The organism is Desulfobacter curvatus DSM 3379, from assembly GCF_000373985.1.
GTDB lineage: Bacteria > Desulfobacterota > Desulfobacteria > Desulfobacterales > Desulfobacteraceae > Desulfobacter > Desulfobacter curvatus.
Genome location: NZ_KB893071.1, coordinates 12,980 through 31,681 on the forward strand (window position 1 = coordinate 12,980; position 18,702 = coordinate 31,681).

The following is an 18,702-nucleotide window of genomic DNA, read 5'->3' on the forward strand; positions in this document are numbered from 1 at the left end:
GGTACTTTCATATAAACAGCGTCTACTAGGATACTGAGAATTTATCAAGAATTGGGACAGGCACCGGCCCTGTCGATAAATATGCAGGGTCGCCCGGATTTGGGATTTTTTTCCACCCGGACAGGGGTATGATACACGGCCTGGATGTTTTCCCGGGTCAAAATTTTTTCCGGGGTGCCCATGGCATGAATCCGCCCTTTTTCCTTGTTTAACAGCACCAGATCATCGGAATATTCAGCGGCCAGATTTAAATCATGAATCACCATGAGTACAGTGAGGCCCAAGCGATCCCGCAATCCGGAAATAAGATCAAGCATTCCGGCCTGGTGGGTGATGTCCAGATGTGCTGTGGGTTCGTCCAGCACCAGGAATTCCGGTTCCTGGGTCAACGCCCTTGCAAGGGCCGCCAATTGGCGCTCCCCGCCTGAAATTTGATCCATGGCGGAATCGGCAAGATCCAGGATGCCGGTAACCGACATAAAGTGCCGGGCAAGATCCAGGTCTTTGCGGGTTTCAAAAAATTGAAATGGTTTGAAAAAAGGCAGCCGGCCCAGCAGCACATAAGGTTGAACCTTCATGGGCATGAGTTCCTGATTCTGCCGCACCACGGCCATCTGCCGGGCAAGATCGGCCTGGGTCTGGGTCGAGATATCCTTGCCTTTGAGCATAATTTTTCCCTTGAACGGTGCCAGGTTCCCGCAAACCGTGCGCAGCAGACTGGTTTTCCCTGCGCCGTTGGGACCGATAATGGAAACAATCCGGCCTGCCGGCACATCAAAACTGATATTCGACAACACCTGACGCCGGCCAAAGCCCAGGGTGATATCCTCAATTTTTACCAACGGCGATGGGGTCATAGGTCTTCCTTTTTTTGGGAAATGGCCCAGATGAATACCACACCGCCAATGATGCCGGTGATTACCCCCACGGGCAGTTCCAGGGGCGCGATCACGGTTCGGGCGATCACATCGCATATCAGTAAGAACACCGCACCGCCCAGATAGGAGGCAATGAGAAGAATCCTGTGATCCGGCCCAGTGACCAGGCGCATGAAGTGGGGAACAATCAGCCCCACAAACATGATCACCCCTGCCATGGATACGGACAGACCGGTGAGAAACGATGCAATAAAAAAAATGCCTTTCCTTGCCCGGGCCGTGTTTACCCCAAGATTTGCGGCCTCTTCTTCGCCCAGGCCAAGGGCGTTGAGGTCAAAACAAAAAAAATAGGAGAGAACAATGCCGGCAAGAGACCCCGTCAGAGCCATGCGGATCAAGGTCATGTCCGGTTCGTCCAATGCGCCCATGATCCACAGCACAATGGTCTGAAGATCGTCGGTCCCGGCCAGGGCCATGAGCAGCATGACAAGGGAGGAGGCCACATAGGAGATCATGACGCCGGTGAGCAGCATCCGGTTGGACCGGATATGCCGGGTACTTTTGTTCAGCCCGTAGACCAGAAAAATGACCAGGCTTGCACCGGCAAACCCGGATAAGGGATAGGCAATGATGCCGATAACCGCGTAGAGCTTGAACAAAATATTGATGCAGATGCCCAGGGACGCGCCGCCGGAAATCCCCAGGGTATAGGGCTCTACCAGGGGATTTTTAAACATGCCCTGGAGCAGGGTGCCTGCAAGGCTCAATGCCCCGCCCATGGCAATGCCGAGCAGGGTTCTCGGCAGCCGGATACCCATGAGAATGCCGTATTCGGCACTGCCCGGCCCTGCGGCAATGATTCCCGGGATGTCAAACAATCGGATATCGGCGCTGCCAACGGATAAAGACAGGCCTGCGGTGAACACCAGAAGCATAAACAGGCCTAAGGAAAACAGGCCCCATGACCTGGCATTGGCTTTCAATGGCGGGCCTTTGCGCTGTTGATTTCCGGGTGGATCAGTGCCGCCACCTGCTTAAGGCCGGATGCAAAACTGACAGGTGTGGGATGGCAAATCACTTCGGGGTCGAGCACGTGAATTTCGTTGTTTTTGGCAGATGTCAGGGAAGGAAATGCCATCCATCGTTTTTTTTCAAGGGTTGCCGCTTTTTTATTTGATCCCATGGTGGCCACGAGAATGACATCCGGGTTCTGTTTAATCACCTCTTCCCGGGAATAGATGCCGGATGGCTGGTTTTCAGCGATGTTAACGGCATTGGCAAGGATAAGATATTCATTGATAAACAGATCTTTGTTCACGGTGTGAAGGGGTTTAAGCCCAATCTGGATAAATACCCGTCTCGGAATTAAGCCGGAAACCTGCCTGCGAATCTTGTCCACATCATCCGACGCCAGTTTTATAAGAGTTTTGGCTTCGGGCGTTTTGCCAAGGGCGTCTGCAATCTTCAGGGTAATGGCACACATTTGTTCAAAGGTTTTGGGGTTGCGGATCTCCATGATCCGCAGGTCTTGGGACTGAAGAATTTTAAGCTGCTTTTTTTTGCTTAAAGGAGAGGAGATCACAAGGTCCGGCTGCAGGCTGATGATTTTTTCCACATTCATTTGGGTCACGGATCCGATTTTTTCTTTTTGAGCCGCCTCGGGGGGAACCGTGCAATAAATAGTGTCGGCAAGCAGCTGGTCTTGGGCACCCAGCAGGTAAATGGTTTCCGTGATAAAAGGAGACAGGGAGATCACCCGGGCCGCCGGTGCAGGCCCTTGGGCTGCAGCCCAGGCAGGCGCACAGACCAGGACCAGCACCCAGACCAGAATGGTTTTAGGGAGGTTTAGCCTGTCCATTATTCGTTTTCTTCTCCGATCCGGGCTTTGGCACCGGTCATAACGGCATTCAACGCTTTTTTAATCACAATGGGAACATGATCATCCCGGGTTAAATCCATGATGTCAATGGGCCGGCCCGCGATTTTTTCCGCCATTTTTCCGCACCACAGGTCAAAGGCGTCAAGATTTTTCACCTGTCCACGCTCATGGGCATCGCTCAGCGCCAAGGCCGATTCCATGAACCCTGAAATTTCTTTGTTCAACAGCAGATGTTCCACCATAGCGTTGAATTCACTTTTCTTTTGTCCGCAATTGCACTGGGCTTTGGTGGTGAGTTCATAAATGCTGATATTTCGCTCTTTCAGGCGTTGAATAATGTGCCGGTCGGCCAGAATTCCGTTCTGTTTTTTCACGGCTTCTTTAACCCCTGCGTAAACAGCCTTTGCAATGAGTTCTCCCATTTTTGAATGCCCGCCTGCATTATCAATGGTTGCACCCTGCCCGGCCACCACCAGGATATTGTCTGTGCCGGTGCCCGTGGCCGCATGTCTCGCCCCTGAGACGCTTGAACGGATGTCCAGGGCTTCCAGCAAAGCTGTCTTGGCTTCCGTGGCCGAAATAATTGCCCGGGACATGGCCCGGTGAGTCAGGTGCATGTTGGTTAGTATCAATATATTGATGGTGCCCGGTTCATAAAACATGCCTTGATCGGTGCCCATGCGTACGGCATTGGACATAACGCCCGCCGTAACCAGCGTCGTGACTTTCATCTCTTTAAATCTTTCTGTCCGGATGGACAGGTTGCCCATATCTGCCCCGGTCATGAGCAGGGCTGTGGTTTCGTTTGTTTTGCCGATGGCGTCAAGGATGCGGGTACGAAGGGCATCTATGCCTGCCAAATGGCCCGGCATCCAGGTGGGCGGCGGGGTGTAGTGGTTGCCCACGGTTGTAATATTATCCCGCCAGCCTTCCAGGGTGGACAAAACGGTCATGGGCGTTTTTAAATCCACCGCCAGGGTTTTATTGGGATAGTCAAATACGTAGGCATTGATAATGGATGCTTTTTTAACGTAGGAAAACTTTTTTGAAAGATCCTGCTCGAGAAAGCTTTCATCGATAATTCCGGAAGGATGGACGTCATTTTTCTCATCGGCAAATTCCTGTGGGTAAATCAATGAGGAGAGATAGGCCACAAAGTCGGAGGTGTGGACCGATGCCCGGCAGGTCAGGTCACAGGGCAGATAATAGATCTGGTGATTTCTCACCGCATCCACATCCTTCCACCCCGGCGTTGAAAAAAATTTTTCCGCCGCCCGCTTATCATCCCCGCAACCGTAAATCACCTGGGGATTAAAATCCGTCCATTCTTTTAGGGATACGGGCACAATCTCCCCGGTTTTTCCGAAATCCGGGGCCTGTCCGCCCGCAGCTCGTATCATTTCCGCCTGAAACGTGTCGGCCCCCGGCGTCATGATACTGTCCCGGCCCATGAGCCGCATTACTCGTTTAGGTTTTACTTTCGCCTTGCCTTTTTTTGATTTGACATGGGCCAGGTTGTCCATGTTCTTTTTCACCAGGCCCAGTGCCTGGACTTCATGGCCTGTGATCCGGCCCAGTGTTTTCATTTGTGCCCATGCCTGGTCCAGAGAGTTTGTGTCATAAACAAAAACCTTCAACCCGGACTTTTTTGCAGCCTCAATGATACGGCTGTGAAAAGATGCGGCAATGAGCAGGTCCGGATGTACTTTTTTAACATGGGCATAGGAAGGATTGAAAAATCCGCCCACAACCTCTCGTTGGTCTGACCCCGAAAGCGTCACATCATGGTAGGTAGCCCCTTTAAGCTGGCCCCCTGCCCCGATGGTTACAAGTATTTCCGATGCCGTGGGCACAAGGCTGACAATCCTTTGGGGCGGCTGATCAAACACAAGGGTTGTACCGAAACTGTCCTGTACCTGAATCCGGGCGGCCGATGCCGTATCATTTTCCAGGCAAAGCCCCGTGAAGAGAACTGCAACGATACAAAAAATATAAATATAACGGCTACGAAGTAAATACCTTAAAAGAGGCAATGCGTTATCCTTCCCGCCCAAAGCAAAGGGGGCTACAAGATGTTGATCTCGGTCCCATCCTAGGCCAAGTGAGCATAATATGGACATAGTCAACTCTAATAAATAGAGCCATTCTGGGCTATTTTTAAATGGATCGATTCTTTCTATTGACTTTGCCAACTATTCTAAAAGAGAAGTTATGGGATTACAAAGAAGACTAATAGCCAAGGTAAAGCCAATAAAAAAACTGCAAGCCAAACAATTTTATGGGAGAAAAAACGTTCACGACTCAACTTTGAAGGGGCAATCGGTTGTTCCAATATTTTGCCATTTTTTAATTCATTGATTGCTCTTACTAAATATGCGCTGTTTATTGCTTGATCATTCACTGCTAATAGATCTCCAAAAATGCCATGAGTCATTATTTTTTTGCAAATAATTTTGTCACGATATTTGATTTGCATATAAGGAATTTGGAGGCCATAGTTTTCTATTTGAATATGCTTTAGCTCATAATCAACAAAATTAACTGCAAGTTTATTATTATAGACTTTTATATCCAGTTTTGAAGGGTAATGGAATAGTAAATAAAGAGGCCCTCCTCCGCAAAGAAGAAATAAAAGAGTCGCCCCAAAAAGATGTTTCAAGGAAGAACCATCCTGCCATAACATATAGAAATATATTGATAGGAAGGTACTTTCTATCAGTAAAAGAATTATTAAATTTAACCAATATCCAAAATTTTTATTTAATCGAACATCTAATAACAGCATCTTGTTCATATTTTATAACCGTAAAAATAATTACTAAACGTAGTATCAAAAAGCATAAAGAAGAAGCAAACCATTTTAAATTCATTGAGGTTGATATGTTAAATTTTAAGAGGTGTTCTATAACGTTAAAATATTTCCCTTACGAGATGAAGATATCGGCTTGAGTGTAAGGTTTTCATTCCCTCTAAATCGGTATACCGAGTAGTTATGTAGCGAGTTTTTGCTTGGGGTTGAATGTCAGATGTTATAGTTTGAGAGGAACCTTTCAACTAACAGCCATGGGCTGACCTGGTTCTTCACCATGGTTCAGCCCATAACAAAAGTTGAAAGTCTGTGTCGGTTACACAGACTTTCTTATATAATTACAATATAGTCGCCCAATGCAGATTCAATCATAATTTTCGCTTATCCTTGAGCACTGCATTTGAAATGACAATACGCTGAATCTCGCTGGTGCCTTCGTAGATGGTAAATACCCGGGCGTCCCTGTAAAACCGTTCCACAGGGTAATCCTTGGTAAACCCGTATCCGCCGTGGATCTGTATGGCCTGAGCCGTAACTTCCTGAACCATTTCAGAGGCAAAGAGTTTGGCCATGGAGGCTTCCCGGGTGAACTTTTCCCTCCGGTCCTTCATGGATGCCGCGGAAAGAACCAACTGACGTGCCGCTTCTATCTTTGTGGCCATATCCGCAAACTGAAAACGGATGGCCTGGTGTTTGGTGATGGGCACGCCGAACTGCTTGCGTTTTCCAGCATACTTGACGGCTGCATCAAAGGCCGCCTGGGCCACGCCAAGGGACTGGGCCGCAATACCGATCCTGCCGCTGTCCAGGCCGGACATGGCGATTTTAAAGCCATCTCCTTCTTTGCCTAAAATATTGGCAGCCGGTACCCGGCAATTTTCAAAAATCAGGTCCGTGGTGTCCGATGCCCGCAGTCCCATCTTGTCTTCATGATGTCCTACAACGAGACCGGGTGTTGTCTTGGGGACAATAAAACAGGATATGCCTTTGTGTCCCTTGGTTTCGTCTGTTTTGGCCGTGACAAGGACCACGGAACTGTTTTCCCCAGACGTGATAAAACGCTTGGTGCCGTCAATCACATACTCATCGCCATCCTTGACGGCAGTGGTGGTCTGGCTCACCGGGTCAGACCCGGCATCGGGTTCGGTCAGGGCAAATGCCCCGATGATCTCCCCGGAGGCCAAGGGCACTAGAAATTCCTGTTTTTGTTTCTTTGTGCCGAATTTATTGAGCGATTCGCAGACGATGGAATTCTGGACCGACATGACGACAGAGGTGGATGCACATGAATATGCGATTTCAGACAGGGCCAGCACATAGGAAACCGCATCTGCGGCTTCCCCGCCGAACTCTTCGGGTACCATCATGCCCATCAGCCCAAGCTCCCCCATCTGTTTGAAATTGTCGGAGGGGAACTCTTTGGTTTTATCCCGTTCCGCAGCCGTGGGAGCGATCACTTTGCGTGAAAATTCACGCACCATATTCTGGATCATCACCTGTTCATCAGTTAACTTGAATAACATGGTATCTCCTTATTGTTCAAAAAAACGGATTTAAGGCGCATAGACCACGACAATCAGTTCGGCATCGTGATCGCCGATATTGCGCAGGTCATGCTTGATCCCTGAATTAAAATGAAGGGATTCCCCTGTTTTCAAGACATTGATATGGTCCCCTACCTGAATTTCAACTTCACCGTCCAGCACATAGGCAAACTCCTCGCCCTCGTGCTGAAACCCAACTCCTTCATGGCCGGCACCGGCTTCTACAACGATGCGAAATGCCTTTAAATGGTTGTTTTCAGCCCCAGGCGACAACGGCGTATACGCATAATGATCCGTTCGCTTGGTATAGGCATCGGCCCTGGCTTCCAAAGAATCATCAGGCTCCTTGAGCAAGGAGCCTGAATCCAGTTGAAGGGTGCGTGAGAGCTGGAGCAACGTTCCCACTGAAGGACGCTGCTCTCCGCTCTCTATTTTTTTGATAAAATCTTTTGACAGCCCGGTCTCATTGGCCATGGCGTCCAGGCTCAGTTTTTTGTCCAGCCTGGCCCGCTTGATCCGGACGCCTACATGGGTAACTTCTTTCTTTTTAGCCATACGATCTCCAATAGTTTGAGGGTGATCAAACTCCATCTTTGACTGAGCGCTCGTTCAGCGCCGATGGACTAAAAAACACATTCGGTTAATTTACTCTACAACTTCAATCCAGCCTTGGGTATCTTCAGCTTTTCCGTACTGAATGGCAGTCACGGCATTATAAAATTTCATGCATGTTTCACCGGGAGTACCGTCGCCGATATGAATAACTTTGTCTTTATAGCGCAGTTCTCCCACAGGGGAAACAACCGCTGCGGTGCCGGAGCCGAACATTTCCTGCAAAGAGCCATCGTCGGCAGCGGCAATGACCTCATCAATGCTGATCTTGCGCTCACTGACTTTTATGCCCCATTTTTTGGCCAGCTCAATGACTGAAAAACGGGTGATGCCGGGCAGGATGCTGCCGTTGAGCATCGGGGTAACCAGTTCGTCATTGATCAGAAAGAAGATATTCATGGCCCCGACTTCTTCAATATATTTAAGCTCTATACCATCCAGCCACAATACCTGATTATACCCTTCTTTTTTGGCCTTTTCCCCGGCCAGAAGGCTGGCTGCATAGTTGCCCGGGGTTTTGAACTCGCCAACCCCGCCGCGTACGGCCCTGACATGGTCTTCACAGACCCATATTTTTACAGGCTGAAGCCCTTGGGCATAGTATGATCCCACAGGAGAAAGAATAATAAAAAACTTGTATGTATAGGATGCCCGGACACCAAGGAAGGGGTCGGTGGCCACGACGGTCGGCCGGATGTATAAAGAGGTTCCCGGGGTTTCGGGAATCCAGGCTTCTTCAATTTTTATCAGCTTTTTAAGCGCGTCCATGACAAAATCAATATCAATTTCAGGGATGCAAAGGCCCTGGCTGGAACGGTTCATGCGGGCAAAGTTATCACGCGCCCTGTAAAGCTGAATTTTTCCGTCCGCAGTTTTATAGGCTTTCAGGCCCTCAAATACCGCCTGTCCGTAGTGCAGCACCATGCTTGCCGGCGACATGGAAAAATCGCCGTAGGGTTCAATGCGGGCATTGACCCATCCCTTGTCCTTTTCATAATCCATAACAAACATATGGTCGGTAAATACCGTGCCAAATCCCAGGTCTTCATCCTTGGGGCGGGTTCCTGGTTGAGATACCCGGGTAACTTTAACCTCCATTGCGCCTCCGTTCTCAATTGCTGTTAACTGTCATTTAACCGGCCGGCCTTATACCTTATTATATGTAGGGTGCATTCCGCACAATGCCGGTTAAGCCGTTTCCAGGAAAGCAGCCCATGCTTTCCTGGAAATTGCCATATTAGGACAATAATAAATTGAAAGCAAAGAGATTTTAAATGTTTATTTCAAGTCCGTCATAGGCTGTGAAAACTTCCAGGTCTTTGGCTCCGGGGAAGGGGCAATGTCTGGCATATTTTTGGGCATCCATGGCATGCTGCTCCAGGTTTTCATCGCAGGAAGCAGGATCATTGTGGAACAGGCAAAGCCTTTTTACACCCGACCTGAGAGCAAGTTCAATACCTATTATGCTGCTTGAGTGCCCCCAGTCCTTTTTGCAGGTTAATGTCTCTGCAAATTTGTACTGGGCATCAAACACAACCAGATCCGCATTGTTAAAAAACTTCACAAAAGGGTAGTCATCCCTGTCAACATCGTCATAATGCTCTGAATCTGTTGAATAGACAAAGGCTTTATGATTTTGTTCAAATCTGAATCCAAAGGCGTCTCCGGGGTGGTTCTGTTTTATTCCTTTTATTGAAAAACCCCCTATTTCATAGGTTTGATCAATTTCCAGCACTTTAAAAGTAATATCTGCACCCATGGCTGACAGGGGAACAGGAAAATTGGTAAAGTTCTGCTGAAAGGTCATGGATTCTTCAAGTTTGTCATGATATCCGTAAAAGTTAATGGTGCAGCCTTCCATGAAAGCCGGAATGAAAAAAGGAAATCCGCTGATATGATCCCAGTGAAGGTGGGAAATAAAAATGTGAATGGCAAAATTTTGCGGGCCGTCGCGATTTATGGCCGTCGCAAGATATGTTCCAAGATCCCGGATCCCGGTTCCGCTGTCGCAGATGATGATTTGTTTTTTGTCTTCCCCTTCAACCTGAACACATGATGTGTTTGATCCGAACGTTCCCCGGATTGAAAAGGGCAAGCCCTTTATAAACCGGCTGATTTCATTTTCCGATGAAAGATTATGAGATCCTGCCATCTGCAATGCTTTGGCAAGTTTATGTTCGATGTCATGTGAAGAAAGTGAAATAGGGATTGAACCCCTGCTGCCCCAGAATTTGATATTCAAAGTTATTAGCCTCTCGTTGTATGGGTTTGCTTCGGGATAGAGTTATTAGACATAAGTACCCATTTTATCAAATAGTTGCAAGCAGTTTGAATTGGAGAGGCGGGTAATGGCGTGTTAAAGAATAACCGTAGTTCCCATTTTAAATAAAACTTGAACGAATGGTGCCGGCAAACAGTTTATTTACGGCAGCCGCAATTTTGGCCTCATCCGCCAGGTGGGGGATGGTGATCTGGTCGCCATTGGGGTTTTGGGTATTGTAGGCAACGGCCACTTGTCTGGCATTGGGGTTGCCGGCCCAGTTCCTTCGGGCCACTCCTCCCATGACATCCCAGAGCATGGCGGATTTGATGATTGAATCCACCTGTTCGCTGCCGTCCAGCACCAGGCCGAACCCGCCGTTGATGGCCTTGCCGATGCCGGTGCCCCCGCCGTTGTGCAGTGCAACCATGCTCATGCCCCTGGCTGCATTGCCGGCAAAGCAGTGGGTGGCCATGTCAGCACACACATTGGAACCATCATATATGTTTGCGGTTTCCCTGAACGGGGAATCCGTGCCGCCGGGGTCATGGTGGTCCCGGCCCAGCATGATGGGGGCGGACACCTCACCGGTGCGAACCATTTCATTGAATTTCAGGGCAATGGAGACCCTGCCTGCGGCATCCTGGTATAAAATCCGGGCCTGGGAGCCCACCACAAGTTTGTTTTGTTTGGCATCTCTTATCCACACGTAATTGTCCCGGTCATAGGACCGGCGGTCCGGATCAATGCAGGACATGGCGGCCGCATCTGTTTTATCCAGATCTTCGGGGTTGCCGGAAAGGCATACCCAGCGAAAAGGACCGTACCCGTAATCGAAAATCGGCCCCATGATATCTTCAAAATAGGAGGGATAGACAAATCCGTCCTTGGCATCCACACCGTTTTTGGACACCTGGGTGACACCGGCATCAAACACCGCTTTCAAAAAGGCATTGCCATAGTCAAAGAAATAGGTGCCTTGAGCAGTGAATTTTTGAATCAGTTCATAATGCTGTTTCAGGCCGGCATCCACCAGGCGCTTGAACCGGGGCCTGTCGTTGGCCAAAAGTTGAGTGCGTTCCTCGAAGGTCAGGCCCACCGGACAGTACCCGCCGTCATACACCACATGGCATGAGGTCTGATCGGACAGAAGGTCCACGTTCAAATCTTTTTTGATCAAAAAATCAAGCAGGTCCACGATGTTGCCGTGAAACGCAATGGAGGTGTTCTCCTTCGCTTTGACTGCCGTCTTGGCGGTCCGGTAAACCGTTTCAAGGTCATCGGAAACCACATCCACCCAGCCCTGCTCATGCCGGGTTTTGACCCTGGACTCATCCACCTCTGCGATGATGCAGGTTGCCCCTGCAATTTTAGCAGCCTTGGGCTGGGCCCCGCTCATGCCGCCAAGACCGGATGAAACAAAGAGCAGTCCTGCCAGGTTCCCGTCCACCGGGACTCCACACATCTGCCGTCCGGCATTGAGCAGTGTGTTGTAGGTGCCGTGGACAATCCCCTGGGGGCCGATGTACATCCAGCCGCCCGCTGTCATCTGACCATAAGAAGAGACCCCCATCTGCACGGCAATCTCCCAGTCTTCCGGGTTGTCGTAAAGCCCCACCAGAAGCCCGTTGGTGATGATAACCCTGGGGTTATCCGGTGCCGAGGCAAAGAGCCCTAAAGGATGCCCGGACTGCATCACCAGGGTCTGGTGGTCGGTGAGCGCTTCCAGGTAGCGTTTGATCAGCTGATACTGCATCCAGTTCTGGCACACGGCCCCGGTCTCCCCGTAGGTCACCAGTTCATAAGGATACAACGCCACATCAAAATCAAGGTTGTTGTCGATCATCACCTGGACGGCTTTGCCGGCCACACACTTACCTTTGTATTCATGAATGGGCTTTGCCTTGATATGTCCCTGGGGACGAAAGCGGTAGCCATAAATCCGGCCCCGGGTTCGAAGTTCTTCTAAAAATTCAGGAATCAGTGCGTCATGAAGAGTTGCAGGAATATAGCGAAGGGCATTTTTCAAGGCCACGGCAGTCTGGGACCGGGTCAGGCGAAATCCTCTGTCCGGTGCCCTGCGGACGCCGGGGCGACATTGTTTTTCAGGCGGCAGGGTATCGGGTAAGCAGATGGTCATGGCCGGGGCAGACGGATTGCTCATGGCTTTTCTCCTTCATGCTGTCCGGCAGGGAATACCTGCCGATGGATTTGATTGGCTTATATATACAAAATTATCCGCTGAAAAAACAGATGTCAACGCCTATCTTGACCTATATTTTTTTAGCTTTTCCATGTTTTGTTTAATAATTTTTTTGACAATGCATTTGAATTCATGACAGTTAAAGGGCAGGAAATTTCAGGCCCCGGCCGGTCCGGGAAGCTGTAAAGTTTTTTGCTCCTGTCACTTTGTTTGTAAGCATAAGGATAAGCCTAATGAATACGCCCCATCAACTGACGGTCTTTGATTTTTTCCATAGAAACGCCCAGATGAACGGCCCGGGATGCGCCCTGTATTATAATGGTGAAACCCGCAGCCATTCAGAACTGTTTGACGATGCCTGCCGGTTGACCCGCGGCATGGCACAGCTCAATCTGGCTGCCGGTACCCGGGTGGCCGTGGTCGCCAAAAACTGCCCGGCATTTTTTCACCTGTTTGCCGCGGCATCTGCGTTAAACCTGTGTCTTGTGCTCGTTAACCGGCGGCTGGGCGAAGATGAATTGGTCCATGCCCTTGATGACACCACGCCACAGGTTGTCATTTATGATGAGGAAATGAAAGACAAAATGCTGCCCCTGATTCAGGACAGAAGCGGCATTGTTCACAGCTTTAATCTGACGGAGAACTTTTCCTCCCTCTATGCGCCTGGACCCCAGGGTGCCGTTGAACTGGCCGGTGATTCGGACCCGGACCTTGCCTACATTGTTATTCACACCGCAGCAGTCCAAGGTAAACCAAGGGGGGCGGTGCTCAGCCAGGCAAACCTTATCTTAGCCAACCTTCAACTCATGCATGCCTATGGTCTGGACAAAACAAAAACCTATTTAAATATTTTACCCCTGTTTCACATCATGGGGGTGAATATCGGGCTTGGTACGCTTATGGCCGGCGGAAAAAATGTGATAATGGACCACTTTTCGCCCCAAGCCAGCCTCGACCTGATCCTGGAACAGAATGTGTCGATTTTTGGCTCCTTCCCCCCGATTCTGGGCCGCATTCTGGAATGCATCCAATCCCAGGAGACGGCACCGGATTTGTCCAGCCTTGAAATTGTCGCAGGCCTTGAAAACCCGGAAACCGCGGGACAGTGGGAGGCGGTAACAGGATCAAAATTCTGGATTATGTATGGACAGACTGAAACCTCCGGCCTGATTACGTTTTCTCCTATTTTTGAGGCGCCCGGATCTGCGGGCCAGGTGTCGCCCCTGGTCAGGATGATCGTTGCCGATGATCTGGATCATGCCCTGCCGCCGGGCAGCACCGGAGAAATCCTTGTCAAAGGCCCCCTGGTATTCAAGGGGTACTGGAATGCCGACGACCTCAATGCCTTTACATTCAGAAACGGCTGGCACCATACCGGTGACATGGGACAGTTGGATGAAAACGGCTACCTTTATTTTAAAGGCCGCAAGCCGGAAAAGGAGTTGATCAAACCCGGCGGGGAAAATGTGTTCCCCGCAGAGGTGGAAAATGCCCTTGTAAGCCATGAGGCCGTAGATAAGGCATGTGTCTTCGGCGTGCCGGATGCGGAATTTGGAGAGGCCGTCAAGGCCGTGTGTACCCTGAACGTCGGCTGCACTGTTGAAGAAAAAGAGTTAATTGCCTATACCGGCACCCTGATTGCCGGTTTTAAGAAACCAAAATCCATTGTATTTGTTGATCAGTTGCCCCTGACTGCGGCAGGAGAGATAGACCGCTTTGCAATTAAAGAAAAATATACCCACGGACAATAATCATTATATACCAGGCAAACTCGGCACAGTCCTTATCGACAACTTCTTTGTCCACAAAGATTGTGCCGTTCAACGTCCTTACGTTTTTATCCTTCCCCCTTCCCTATTGTTCAATAATGGTTACTTCTTTATTGACCAACATAAAAGTTATTTGTATAAAACTTATCCGCAATGACGCTAAAAAGCATCACAAGTCAGATTGTGAATTATAAGAGGAGTTTTTTTAATGACCGTCATCAACCTGAGGCAAATGAAAAGAAATCAAACCGGGGTCATAACGTCGGTAAAAGCGCAGGGCGAAATGGGCCGCCGTATAAGGGACATGGGTATTGTTCCCGGAAAAGAAATCACCATCCAGGGCCGTGCCCCGCTTTATGACCCGGTGGCATTGCGGATTATGGGATTCACGTTGAGCTTGAGAAACAACGAAGCCGATTATATCCAGGTGGAGGTGGAATAAAATGAGTATCGCCATTGCCCTTGCAGGGAATCCAAACGCCGGGAAAACAACCCTTTTCAACGAACTGACAGGGGCCCGCCAGCAGGTGGGCAACTACCCTGGGGTCACGGTTGAAAAAAAACAGGGCACCTGCGTTTCCGAGGCCGGTACCTTTGAGATCATAGACCTCCCGGGCACCTATTCCCTGACAGCCTATTCCCTGGAAGAGGTGGTGGCAAGGGACTACCTGGTCAATGAAAAACCGGCCATGGTCGTTAATATTGTGGATGCCTCAAACCTGGAACGGAATCTTTACCTGTCCGTGCAGTTTATGGAAATGGGTATTCCGGTCTGTCTGGCCTTGAACATGATGGATGTGGCTAAAAAAAGAGGGATAGATATTGATATTGACAAACTGTCCGACCTTTTAGGTGTTCCTGTGGTGCCCATGGTGGCAAGGACAGGTAAAGGCAAAAAAGAGTTGCTGGAGCAGGTCGCAAAGGGAATTGGCCAACCTGCCTCGCCGTTGTTGATCTCCTATGGCCAGGACATTGACGAAGCCCTGGATGAAATGGAAAAGATCATCGAGGAAAACCACTTTTTAACGGATATCTATCCGGCCCGCTGGGTGGGCCTTAAATATTTTGAAAACGATACCCAGATTCTTGAGCTTGGCGACTCCCGGGATAAAGAAACAGCGGCCAAACTCATGGCCATTGGGGAAAAGCTCCAGCGCCATATGTCTGCCACCCTTGACATCCATCCCGAAGGCATGATTGCCGATCAGCGGTACGGATTTATCAACTCCGTACTCAAACAGAATGTGATTCGGTTTGCTTACGACCGCAACCGGCTCCAGCGTTCGGATCAAATCGACAAAGTGCTGACCAACCGGTTTTTAGGTCCCTTGATTATGGTGGGGGTGCTGGCAGCCCTGTATCAGTTTACCTTTACCTACAGTGCGTTGCCGGTGGAATGGATCGAAGGGCTTTTTGGCTGGGTCAGCGGTGTGGCGGATGCGGTTTTGCCCGACGGCCTTCTCAAATCCATGATCGTCTCCGGAATCATTGATGGCGTAGGCGGTGTCATGGGGTTTGTACCGCTGATTATGTTCATGTTTTTAGGCATCTCATTTATTGAAGATTCAGGATACCTGGCCAGAATGGCATTTATGCTGGACCGAGTATTTCGGATATTCGGGCTTCACGGCAGTTCGGTGATGGCATTTATCGTTTCCGGTGGTATTGCCGGCGGATGTGCCGTTCCCGGCGTTATGGCGGCCCGTACCCTGAAATCCCCCCGGGAACGGCTGGCCACACTTTTAACGGTGCCGTTCATGAACTGCGGGGCTAAACTGCCGGTGTATGCCCTGCTGATCGCCGCCTTTTTTCCAAAAAACCAGGCCACGATCATGGTCATTTTGACCTTGATTTCCTGGATCGGCGCACTTCTGGTGGCGAAACTGTTGAGGACCACAGTGATCCGGGGCGAAGCCACACCCTTTGTCATGGAACTGCCCCCCTATCGTTTTCCCACCCTCAAGGGCCTTTGGATCCACACCTGGGAAAGGACCTGGCAATATATGAAAAAAGCCGGGACCGTTATTCTGGGGATTTCCATTCTGCTTTGGGCCATGATGACCTTTCCCGGGCTTGATGACAAAACTACCGCACAATTTGAATCCCGGCGCACAGCGATTACCGATTCAGTCCCGGCAGACGTTTTAAAGGAACTTGAAACCGCAGATGACGGCGCGGAGCTTTCACCCGAAGCCCGGGAGGTTCAGGATGCCCTATCCGGTATTGACGGAGAGGCTGCCTTGACCCGGCTGGAAAAATCCATTGCCGGCAGAATCGGCAAAGGTCTTGAAAAAATTTCTTACCTGGCTGGCTTTGACTGGCGGACCAATATCGCCCTGGTGGGTGGTTTTGCCGCTAAGGAGGTGGTGGTTTCCACACTGGGAACAGCATATTCCCTTGGTGATGTGGACCCTGAAAGCACAGATTCTTTGGGTCAAAGGCTTGCCAAATCTCCCGGATGGGGGCCTGTAACCGCCTTTGCACTGATGATTTTTACGGTGTTTTATGCCCCCTGTTTTGTCACCGTTGTCTGCATTGCCAGGGAAACCGGGTCATGGAAATGGGCTGCTTTTTCTGTTGGGTTTAACACCGTCCTGGCCTTTATGTTGTCTGTAGTGACGTACCAGGTCGGATCCCTGCTTGTTAATTAAGGAGGAAAAAATGGGAAATATTCTGGTTGGATTGATTGTGGCAGCGGCGTTGTTTTACTGCATAAAAAGAATGATCAATGCTTTTAAAGGAGAGTCCTCGTGCGCTTGCGGATGCGAAGGATGTACACCCGGCCCGGAAAAAAACTGCTGCACCCAGAAAGATGACTCGGATGCCGACGACCAGTCATGAAATAATCGGAAGGGAACAATGGATACCCAAGACGCTTTTACTGCAAAAATATACGATCCGATTCTCTATTTTGTCCTGAAAAATATCCGGCAGGATATAATCCGGCTGATCCCGGACCATGACGCACGCATTCTGGATTTGTGCTGCGGCACCGGCGATCAGCTCAAAAGATTGTCCGATGCAGGTTTCAGCAATTTAACAGGTGTGGATATATCCTCCGACATGCTAAAGGTTGCCGGAAAAGGCAACAAAATTGCCAATCTGCTGGAATGCGATGTGCAGGAGACTGGTCTGCCTGGTGCAAGTTTCGACACCATCATTATTTCCCTTGCTGTTCATGAAAAACCTGCCAGGGTGCAAACTAAGATGATAGCTGAGGCCAGGCGCCTGCTCGCGCTTAGTGGGCAACTTATTCTGGTGGATTTTTCTTTGGATAATCAGACCAAGATGACCAGCAAGATCGCTGTCAACATGATTGAACGCCTGGCCGGAAAAGCGCACTATCTCAATTTTAAAGCCTATGTAGGCAACGGCGGCATGTCACCTGTAATTCGAGACTATTTTGAAATCCAGCAGCAGATCCGACACGCGCGGGGTGTCGTAAGCATTTGGGTCATGGCGGCAAAATAATGGAGATGAATTGGAAAACTGGTCAACTTAAAAAAGACTCGGACCGATAAAAAGATTAAAACCATGTTGGATTGGAAATTCAGTAATGAAAGCGGTTAAAATACCCTATGACCAGCTTAGCCCTGACGCGCTTGAAGGTGTTGTTGAAGAGTTCGTTACCCGTGACGGTACCGATTACGGGGAGACTGAAGTGCCCCTGGAAATCAAAATGAATCAAGTTCTGGATCAGCTTCGAACCGGAAAAGCCGTTATTGTTTTTGATTCGGAATCGGAAACCTGTAATATATTCAAGACCAATGATCCTATCTTGAAATTTGTAAAATAGAAAGATTAAAGGCGGGGTGAAGAGTGCCCCGCCTTTTCCTTATTTTTTTATTCGGGATGCCGTCAAACACTATTTATAATCGTAAAATCCCTTGCCGGTCTTCCGCCCCAACCAGCCGGCTTGTACATATTTTCTCAACAGCGGGCAGGGTCTGTATTTGGAGTCCTTGAATCCATCATACAAGGTTTCCATGATGGCCAGGCAGGTGTCCAGACCAATGAGGTCGGCCAGGGTCAACGGCCCCATGGGATGGGCCATACCAAGCTTCATGACCGTATCAATGTCCTCTTTGGTGCCGACGCTCTGGTAGAGACAGAAAATCGCCTCATTGATCATGGGCATCAGGATCCGGTTGGCAATGAACCCGGGATAATCATTGGCTTCCGCCGGGACCTTGCCGAATTTTTTAGACAGATCCCAGGTCAGGTTGAAGGTCTCTTCGGAAGTGGCAATCCCTTTGATGACCTCCACAAGTTTCATCATGGGAACGGGGTTCATGAAATGCATGCCTATCACCTTGTCCGGCCGGGAGGTCTGGGCCGCAATGCTGCCGATGGGGATGGATGAGGTGTTGGAGGCCAGGATTACGTTTTCCGGGCAGGCTTCATCCAGGTCTCTGAATATTTGAAATTTCAGGTCTTCACGTTCCACAGCGGCTTCCACCACAAAATCGGCTTTGGCCATATCTTTTAAATTCGTAGTGGTGGTGATTCTGGCAAGGGTGGCATCCTTATCCGCCTGGGTTATTTTTTCTTTTTTTAACAGACGGTCCATGGAGCCTGAGATTGTGGCAAGGCCTTTTTCGCAGAACTCTTCTTTAATATCGCTCATGATTACATTCATCCCTGCCGCAGCAGCCACTTGGGCAATGCCGTTGCCCATCTGGCCGGAACCAACAACACCAAAGGTTTTTACTTCCATTGTTTGTGTTCTCCTATGCATTCAACTTGAA

At 49.6% G+C, this 18,702-nt stretch carries 17 protein-coding genes; 6 read left to right on the top strand and 11 right to left on the bottom strand.

The window, feature by feature from the left end; genetic code table 11:
• Nucleotides 1-44: 44 nt before the first annotated feature.
• From B147_RS0116560 to B147_RS0116605, 10 genes are all read right to left on the bottom strand, one after another.
• Complete coding sequence (locus B147_RS0116560) at nucleotides 45-857, bottom strand: ABC transporter ATP-binding protein (RefSeq protein ID WP_020588319.1); 813 nt, start codon at nucleotides 855-857, stop codon at nucleotides 45-47.
• Nucleotides 854-1,861, bottom strand: a complete 1,008-nt coding sequence (locus tag B147_RS0116565) for a FecCD family ABC transporter permease (RefSeq protein WP_020588320.1) — start codon at nucleotides 1,859-1,861, stop codon at nucleotides 854-856. Before B147_RS0116565 ends, B147_RS0116560 begins: the two co-directional genes overlap by 4 nt.
• Nucleotides 1,858-2,736 (bottom strand): ABC transporter substrate-binding protein, encoded by an 879-nt coding sequence (locus tag B147_RS0116570; protein ID WP_020588321.1) that lies wholly within the window; start codon nucleotides 2,734-2,736, stop codon nucleotides 1,858-1,860. Before B147_RS0116570 ends, B147_RS0116565 begins: the two co-directional genes overlap by 4 nt.
• Entirely contained in the window at nucleotides 2,736-4,790 is a 2,055-nt protein-coding gene (locus B147_RS0116575; protein WP_020588322.1) for a helical backbone metal receptor, read from the bottom strand. Before B147_RS0116575 ends, B147_RS0116570 begins: the two co-directional genes overlap by 1 nt.
• Before the next feature lie 176 nt (nucleotides 4,791-4,966).
• Nucleotides 4,967-5,551 (bottom strand): hypothetical protein, encoded by a 585-nt coding sequence (locus tag B147_RS0116580; RefSeq protein ID WP_020588323.1) that lies wholly within the window; start codon nucleotides 5,549-5,551, stop codon nucleotides 4,967-4,969.
• Between the two features lie 383 nt (nucleotides 5,552-5,934).
• Nucleotides 5,935-7,089, bottom strand: coding sequence for an acyl-CoA dehydrogenase (locus B147_RS0116585; RefSeq protein WP_020588324.1), 1,155 nt, complete (start codon nucleotides 7,087-7,089; stop codon nucleotides 5,935-5,937).
• 30 nt (nucleotides 7,090-7,119) lie between these two features.
• The gene (locus tag B147_RS0116590; RefSeq protein WP_020588325.1) at nucleotides 7,120-7,665 is read right to left on the bottom strand and encodes a helix-turn-helix domain-containing protein; all 546 of its coding nucleotides are present in this window, start codon (nucleotides 7,663-7,665) and stop codon (nucleotides 7,120-7,122) included.
• Between the two features lie 90 nt (nucleotides 7,666-7,755).
• Entirely contained in the window at nucleotides 7,756-8,820 is a 1,065-nt protein-coding gene (locus B147_RS0116595; RefSeq protein WP_020588326.1) for a branched-chain amino acid aminotransferase, read from the bottom strand.
• 172 nt (nucleotides 8,821-8,992) lie between these two features.
• Nucleotides 8,993-9,964, bottom strand: coding sequence for an MBL fold metallo-hydrolase (locus tag B147_RS0116600; RefSeq protein ID WP_020588327.1), 972 nt, complete (start codon nucleotides 9,962-9,964; stop codon nucleotides 8,993-8,995).
• 139 nt (nucleotides 9,965-10,103) lie between these two features.
• A complete protein-coding gene (locus tag B147_RS0116605; protein WP_020588328.1) occupies nucleotides 10,104-12,146 on the bottom strand; it encodes a urocanate hydratase in 2,043 nt (680 codons plus the stop codon).
• Nucleotides 12,147-12,418: 272 nt separating this feature from the next.
• Between B147_RS0116605 and B147_RS0116620 the strand changes: the two genes are divergently transcribed.
• The 6 genes from B147_RS0116620 (at nucleotide 12,419) to B147_RS0116645 (ending at nucleotide 17,750) form a co-directional block, all read left to right on the top strand.
• Nucleotides 12,419-13,936: an AMP-binding protein gene (locus tag B147_RS0116620; RefSeq protein WP_020588330.1), complete on the top strand. Its 1,518-nt coding sequence runs from the start codon at nucleotides 12,419-12,421 to the stop codon at nucleotides 13,934-13,936.
• Between the two features lie 226 nt (nucleotides 13,937-14,162).
• Nucleotides 14,163-14,396 (top strand): FeoA family protein, encoded by a 234-nt coding sequence (locus B147_RS0116625; protein WP_020588331.1) that lies wholly within the window; start codon nucleotides 14,163-14,165, stop codon nucleotides 14,394-14,396.
• A gap of 1 nt (nucleotide 14,397) precedes the next feature.
• Complete coding sequence (gene feoB / locus B147_RS0116630; RefSeq protein WP_020588332.1) at nucleotides 14,398-16,605, top strand: ferrous iron transport protein B; 2,208 nt, start codon at nucleotides 14,398-14,400, stop codon at nucleotides 16,603-16,605.
• A gap of 10 nt (nucleotides 16,606-16,615) precedes the next feature.
• A complete protein-coding gene (locus tag B147_RS0116635) occupies nucleotides 16,616-16,795 on the top strand; it encodes a FeoB-associated Cys-rich membrane protein (protein WP_020588333.1) in 180 nt (59 codons plus the stop codon).
• Between the two features lie 18 nt (nucleotides 16,796-16,813).
• Nucleotides 16,814-17,425, top strand: a complete 612-nt coding sequence (locus B147_RS0116640) for a class I SAM-dependent methyltransferase (protein ID WP_020588334.1) — start codon at nucleotides 16,814-16,816, stop codon at nucleotides 17,423-17,425.
• A gap of 85 nt (nucleotides 17,426-17,510) precedes the next feature.
• Nucleotides 17,511-17,750 (top strand): YheU family protein, encoded by a 240-nt coding sequence (locus B147_RS0116645; protein WP_020588335.1) that lies wholly within the window; start codon nucleotides 17,511-17,513, stop codon nucleotides 17,748-17,750.
• Between the two features lie 69 nt (nucleotides 17,751-17,819).
• Here B147_RS0116645 and B147_RS0116650 read toward each other — a convergent pair whose 3' ends face one another.
• Nucleotides 17,820-18,671 (bottom strand): 3-hydroxybutyryl-CoA dehydrogenase, encoded by an 852-nt coding sequence (locus B147_RS0116650; protein ID WP_020588336.1) that lies wholly within the window; start codon nucleotides 18,669-18,671, stop codon nucleotides 17,820-17,822.
• Nucleotides 18,672-18,702: the final 31 nt, after the last annotated feature.

Coding starts and splice junctions, on each gene's coding strand:
- B147_RS0116560 (WP_020588319.1), bottom strand. CDS start 857: ATGACCCCATCGCCGTTGGTAAAAATTGAGGATATCACCCTGGGCTTT.
- B147_RS0116570 (WP_020588321.1), bottom strand. CDS start 2,736: ATGGACAGGCTAAACCTCCCTAAAACCATTCTGGTCTGGGTGCTGGTC.
- B147_RS0116580 (WP_020588323.1), bottom strand. CDS start 5,551: ATGAACAAGATGCTGTTATTAGATGTTCGATTAAATAAAAATTTTGGA.
- B147_RS0116585 (WP_020588324.1), bottom strand. CDS start 7,089: ATGTTATTCAAGTTAACTGATGAACAGGTGATGATCCAGAATATGGTG.
- B147_RS0116590 (WP_020588325.1), bottom strand. CDS start 7,665: ATGGCTAAAAAGAAAGAAGTTACCCATGTAGGCGTCCGGATCAAGCGG.
- B147_RS0116595 (WP_020588326.1), bottom strand. CDS start 8,820: ATGGAGGTTAAAGTTACCCGGGTATCTCAACCAGGAACCCGCCCCAAG.
- B147_RS0116605 (WP_020588328.1), bottom strand. CDS start 12,146: ATGAGCAATCCGTCTGCCCCGGCCATGACCATCTGCTTACCCGATACC.
- B147_RS0116620 (WP_020588330.1), top strand. CDS start 12,419: ATGAATACGCCCCATCAACTGACGGTCTTTGATTTTTTCCATAGAAAC.
- B147_RS0116625 (WP_020588331.1), top strand. CDS start 14,163: ATGACCGTCATCAACCTGAGGCAAATGAAAAGAAATCAAACCGGGGTC.
- feoB (WP_020588332.1), top strand. CDS start 14,398: ATGAGTATCGCCATTGCCCTTGCAGGGAATCCAAACGCCGGGAAAACA.
- B147_RS0116635 (WP_020588333.1), top strand. CDS start 16,616: ATGGGAAATATTCTGGTTGGATTGATTGTGGCAGCGGCGTTGTTTTAC.
- B147_RS0116640 (WP_020588334.1), top strand. CDS start 16,814: ATGGATACCCAAGACGCTTTTACTGCAAAAATATACGATCCGATTCTC.
- B147_RS0116645 (WP_020588335.1), top strand. CDS start 17,511: ATGAAAGCGGTTAAAATACCCTATGACCAGCTTAGCCCTGACGCGCTT.
- B147_RS0116650 (WP_020588336.1), bottom strand. CDS start 18,671: ATGGAAGTAAAAACCTTTGGTGTTGTTGGTTCCGGCCAGATGGGCAAC.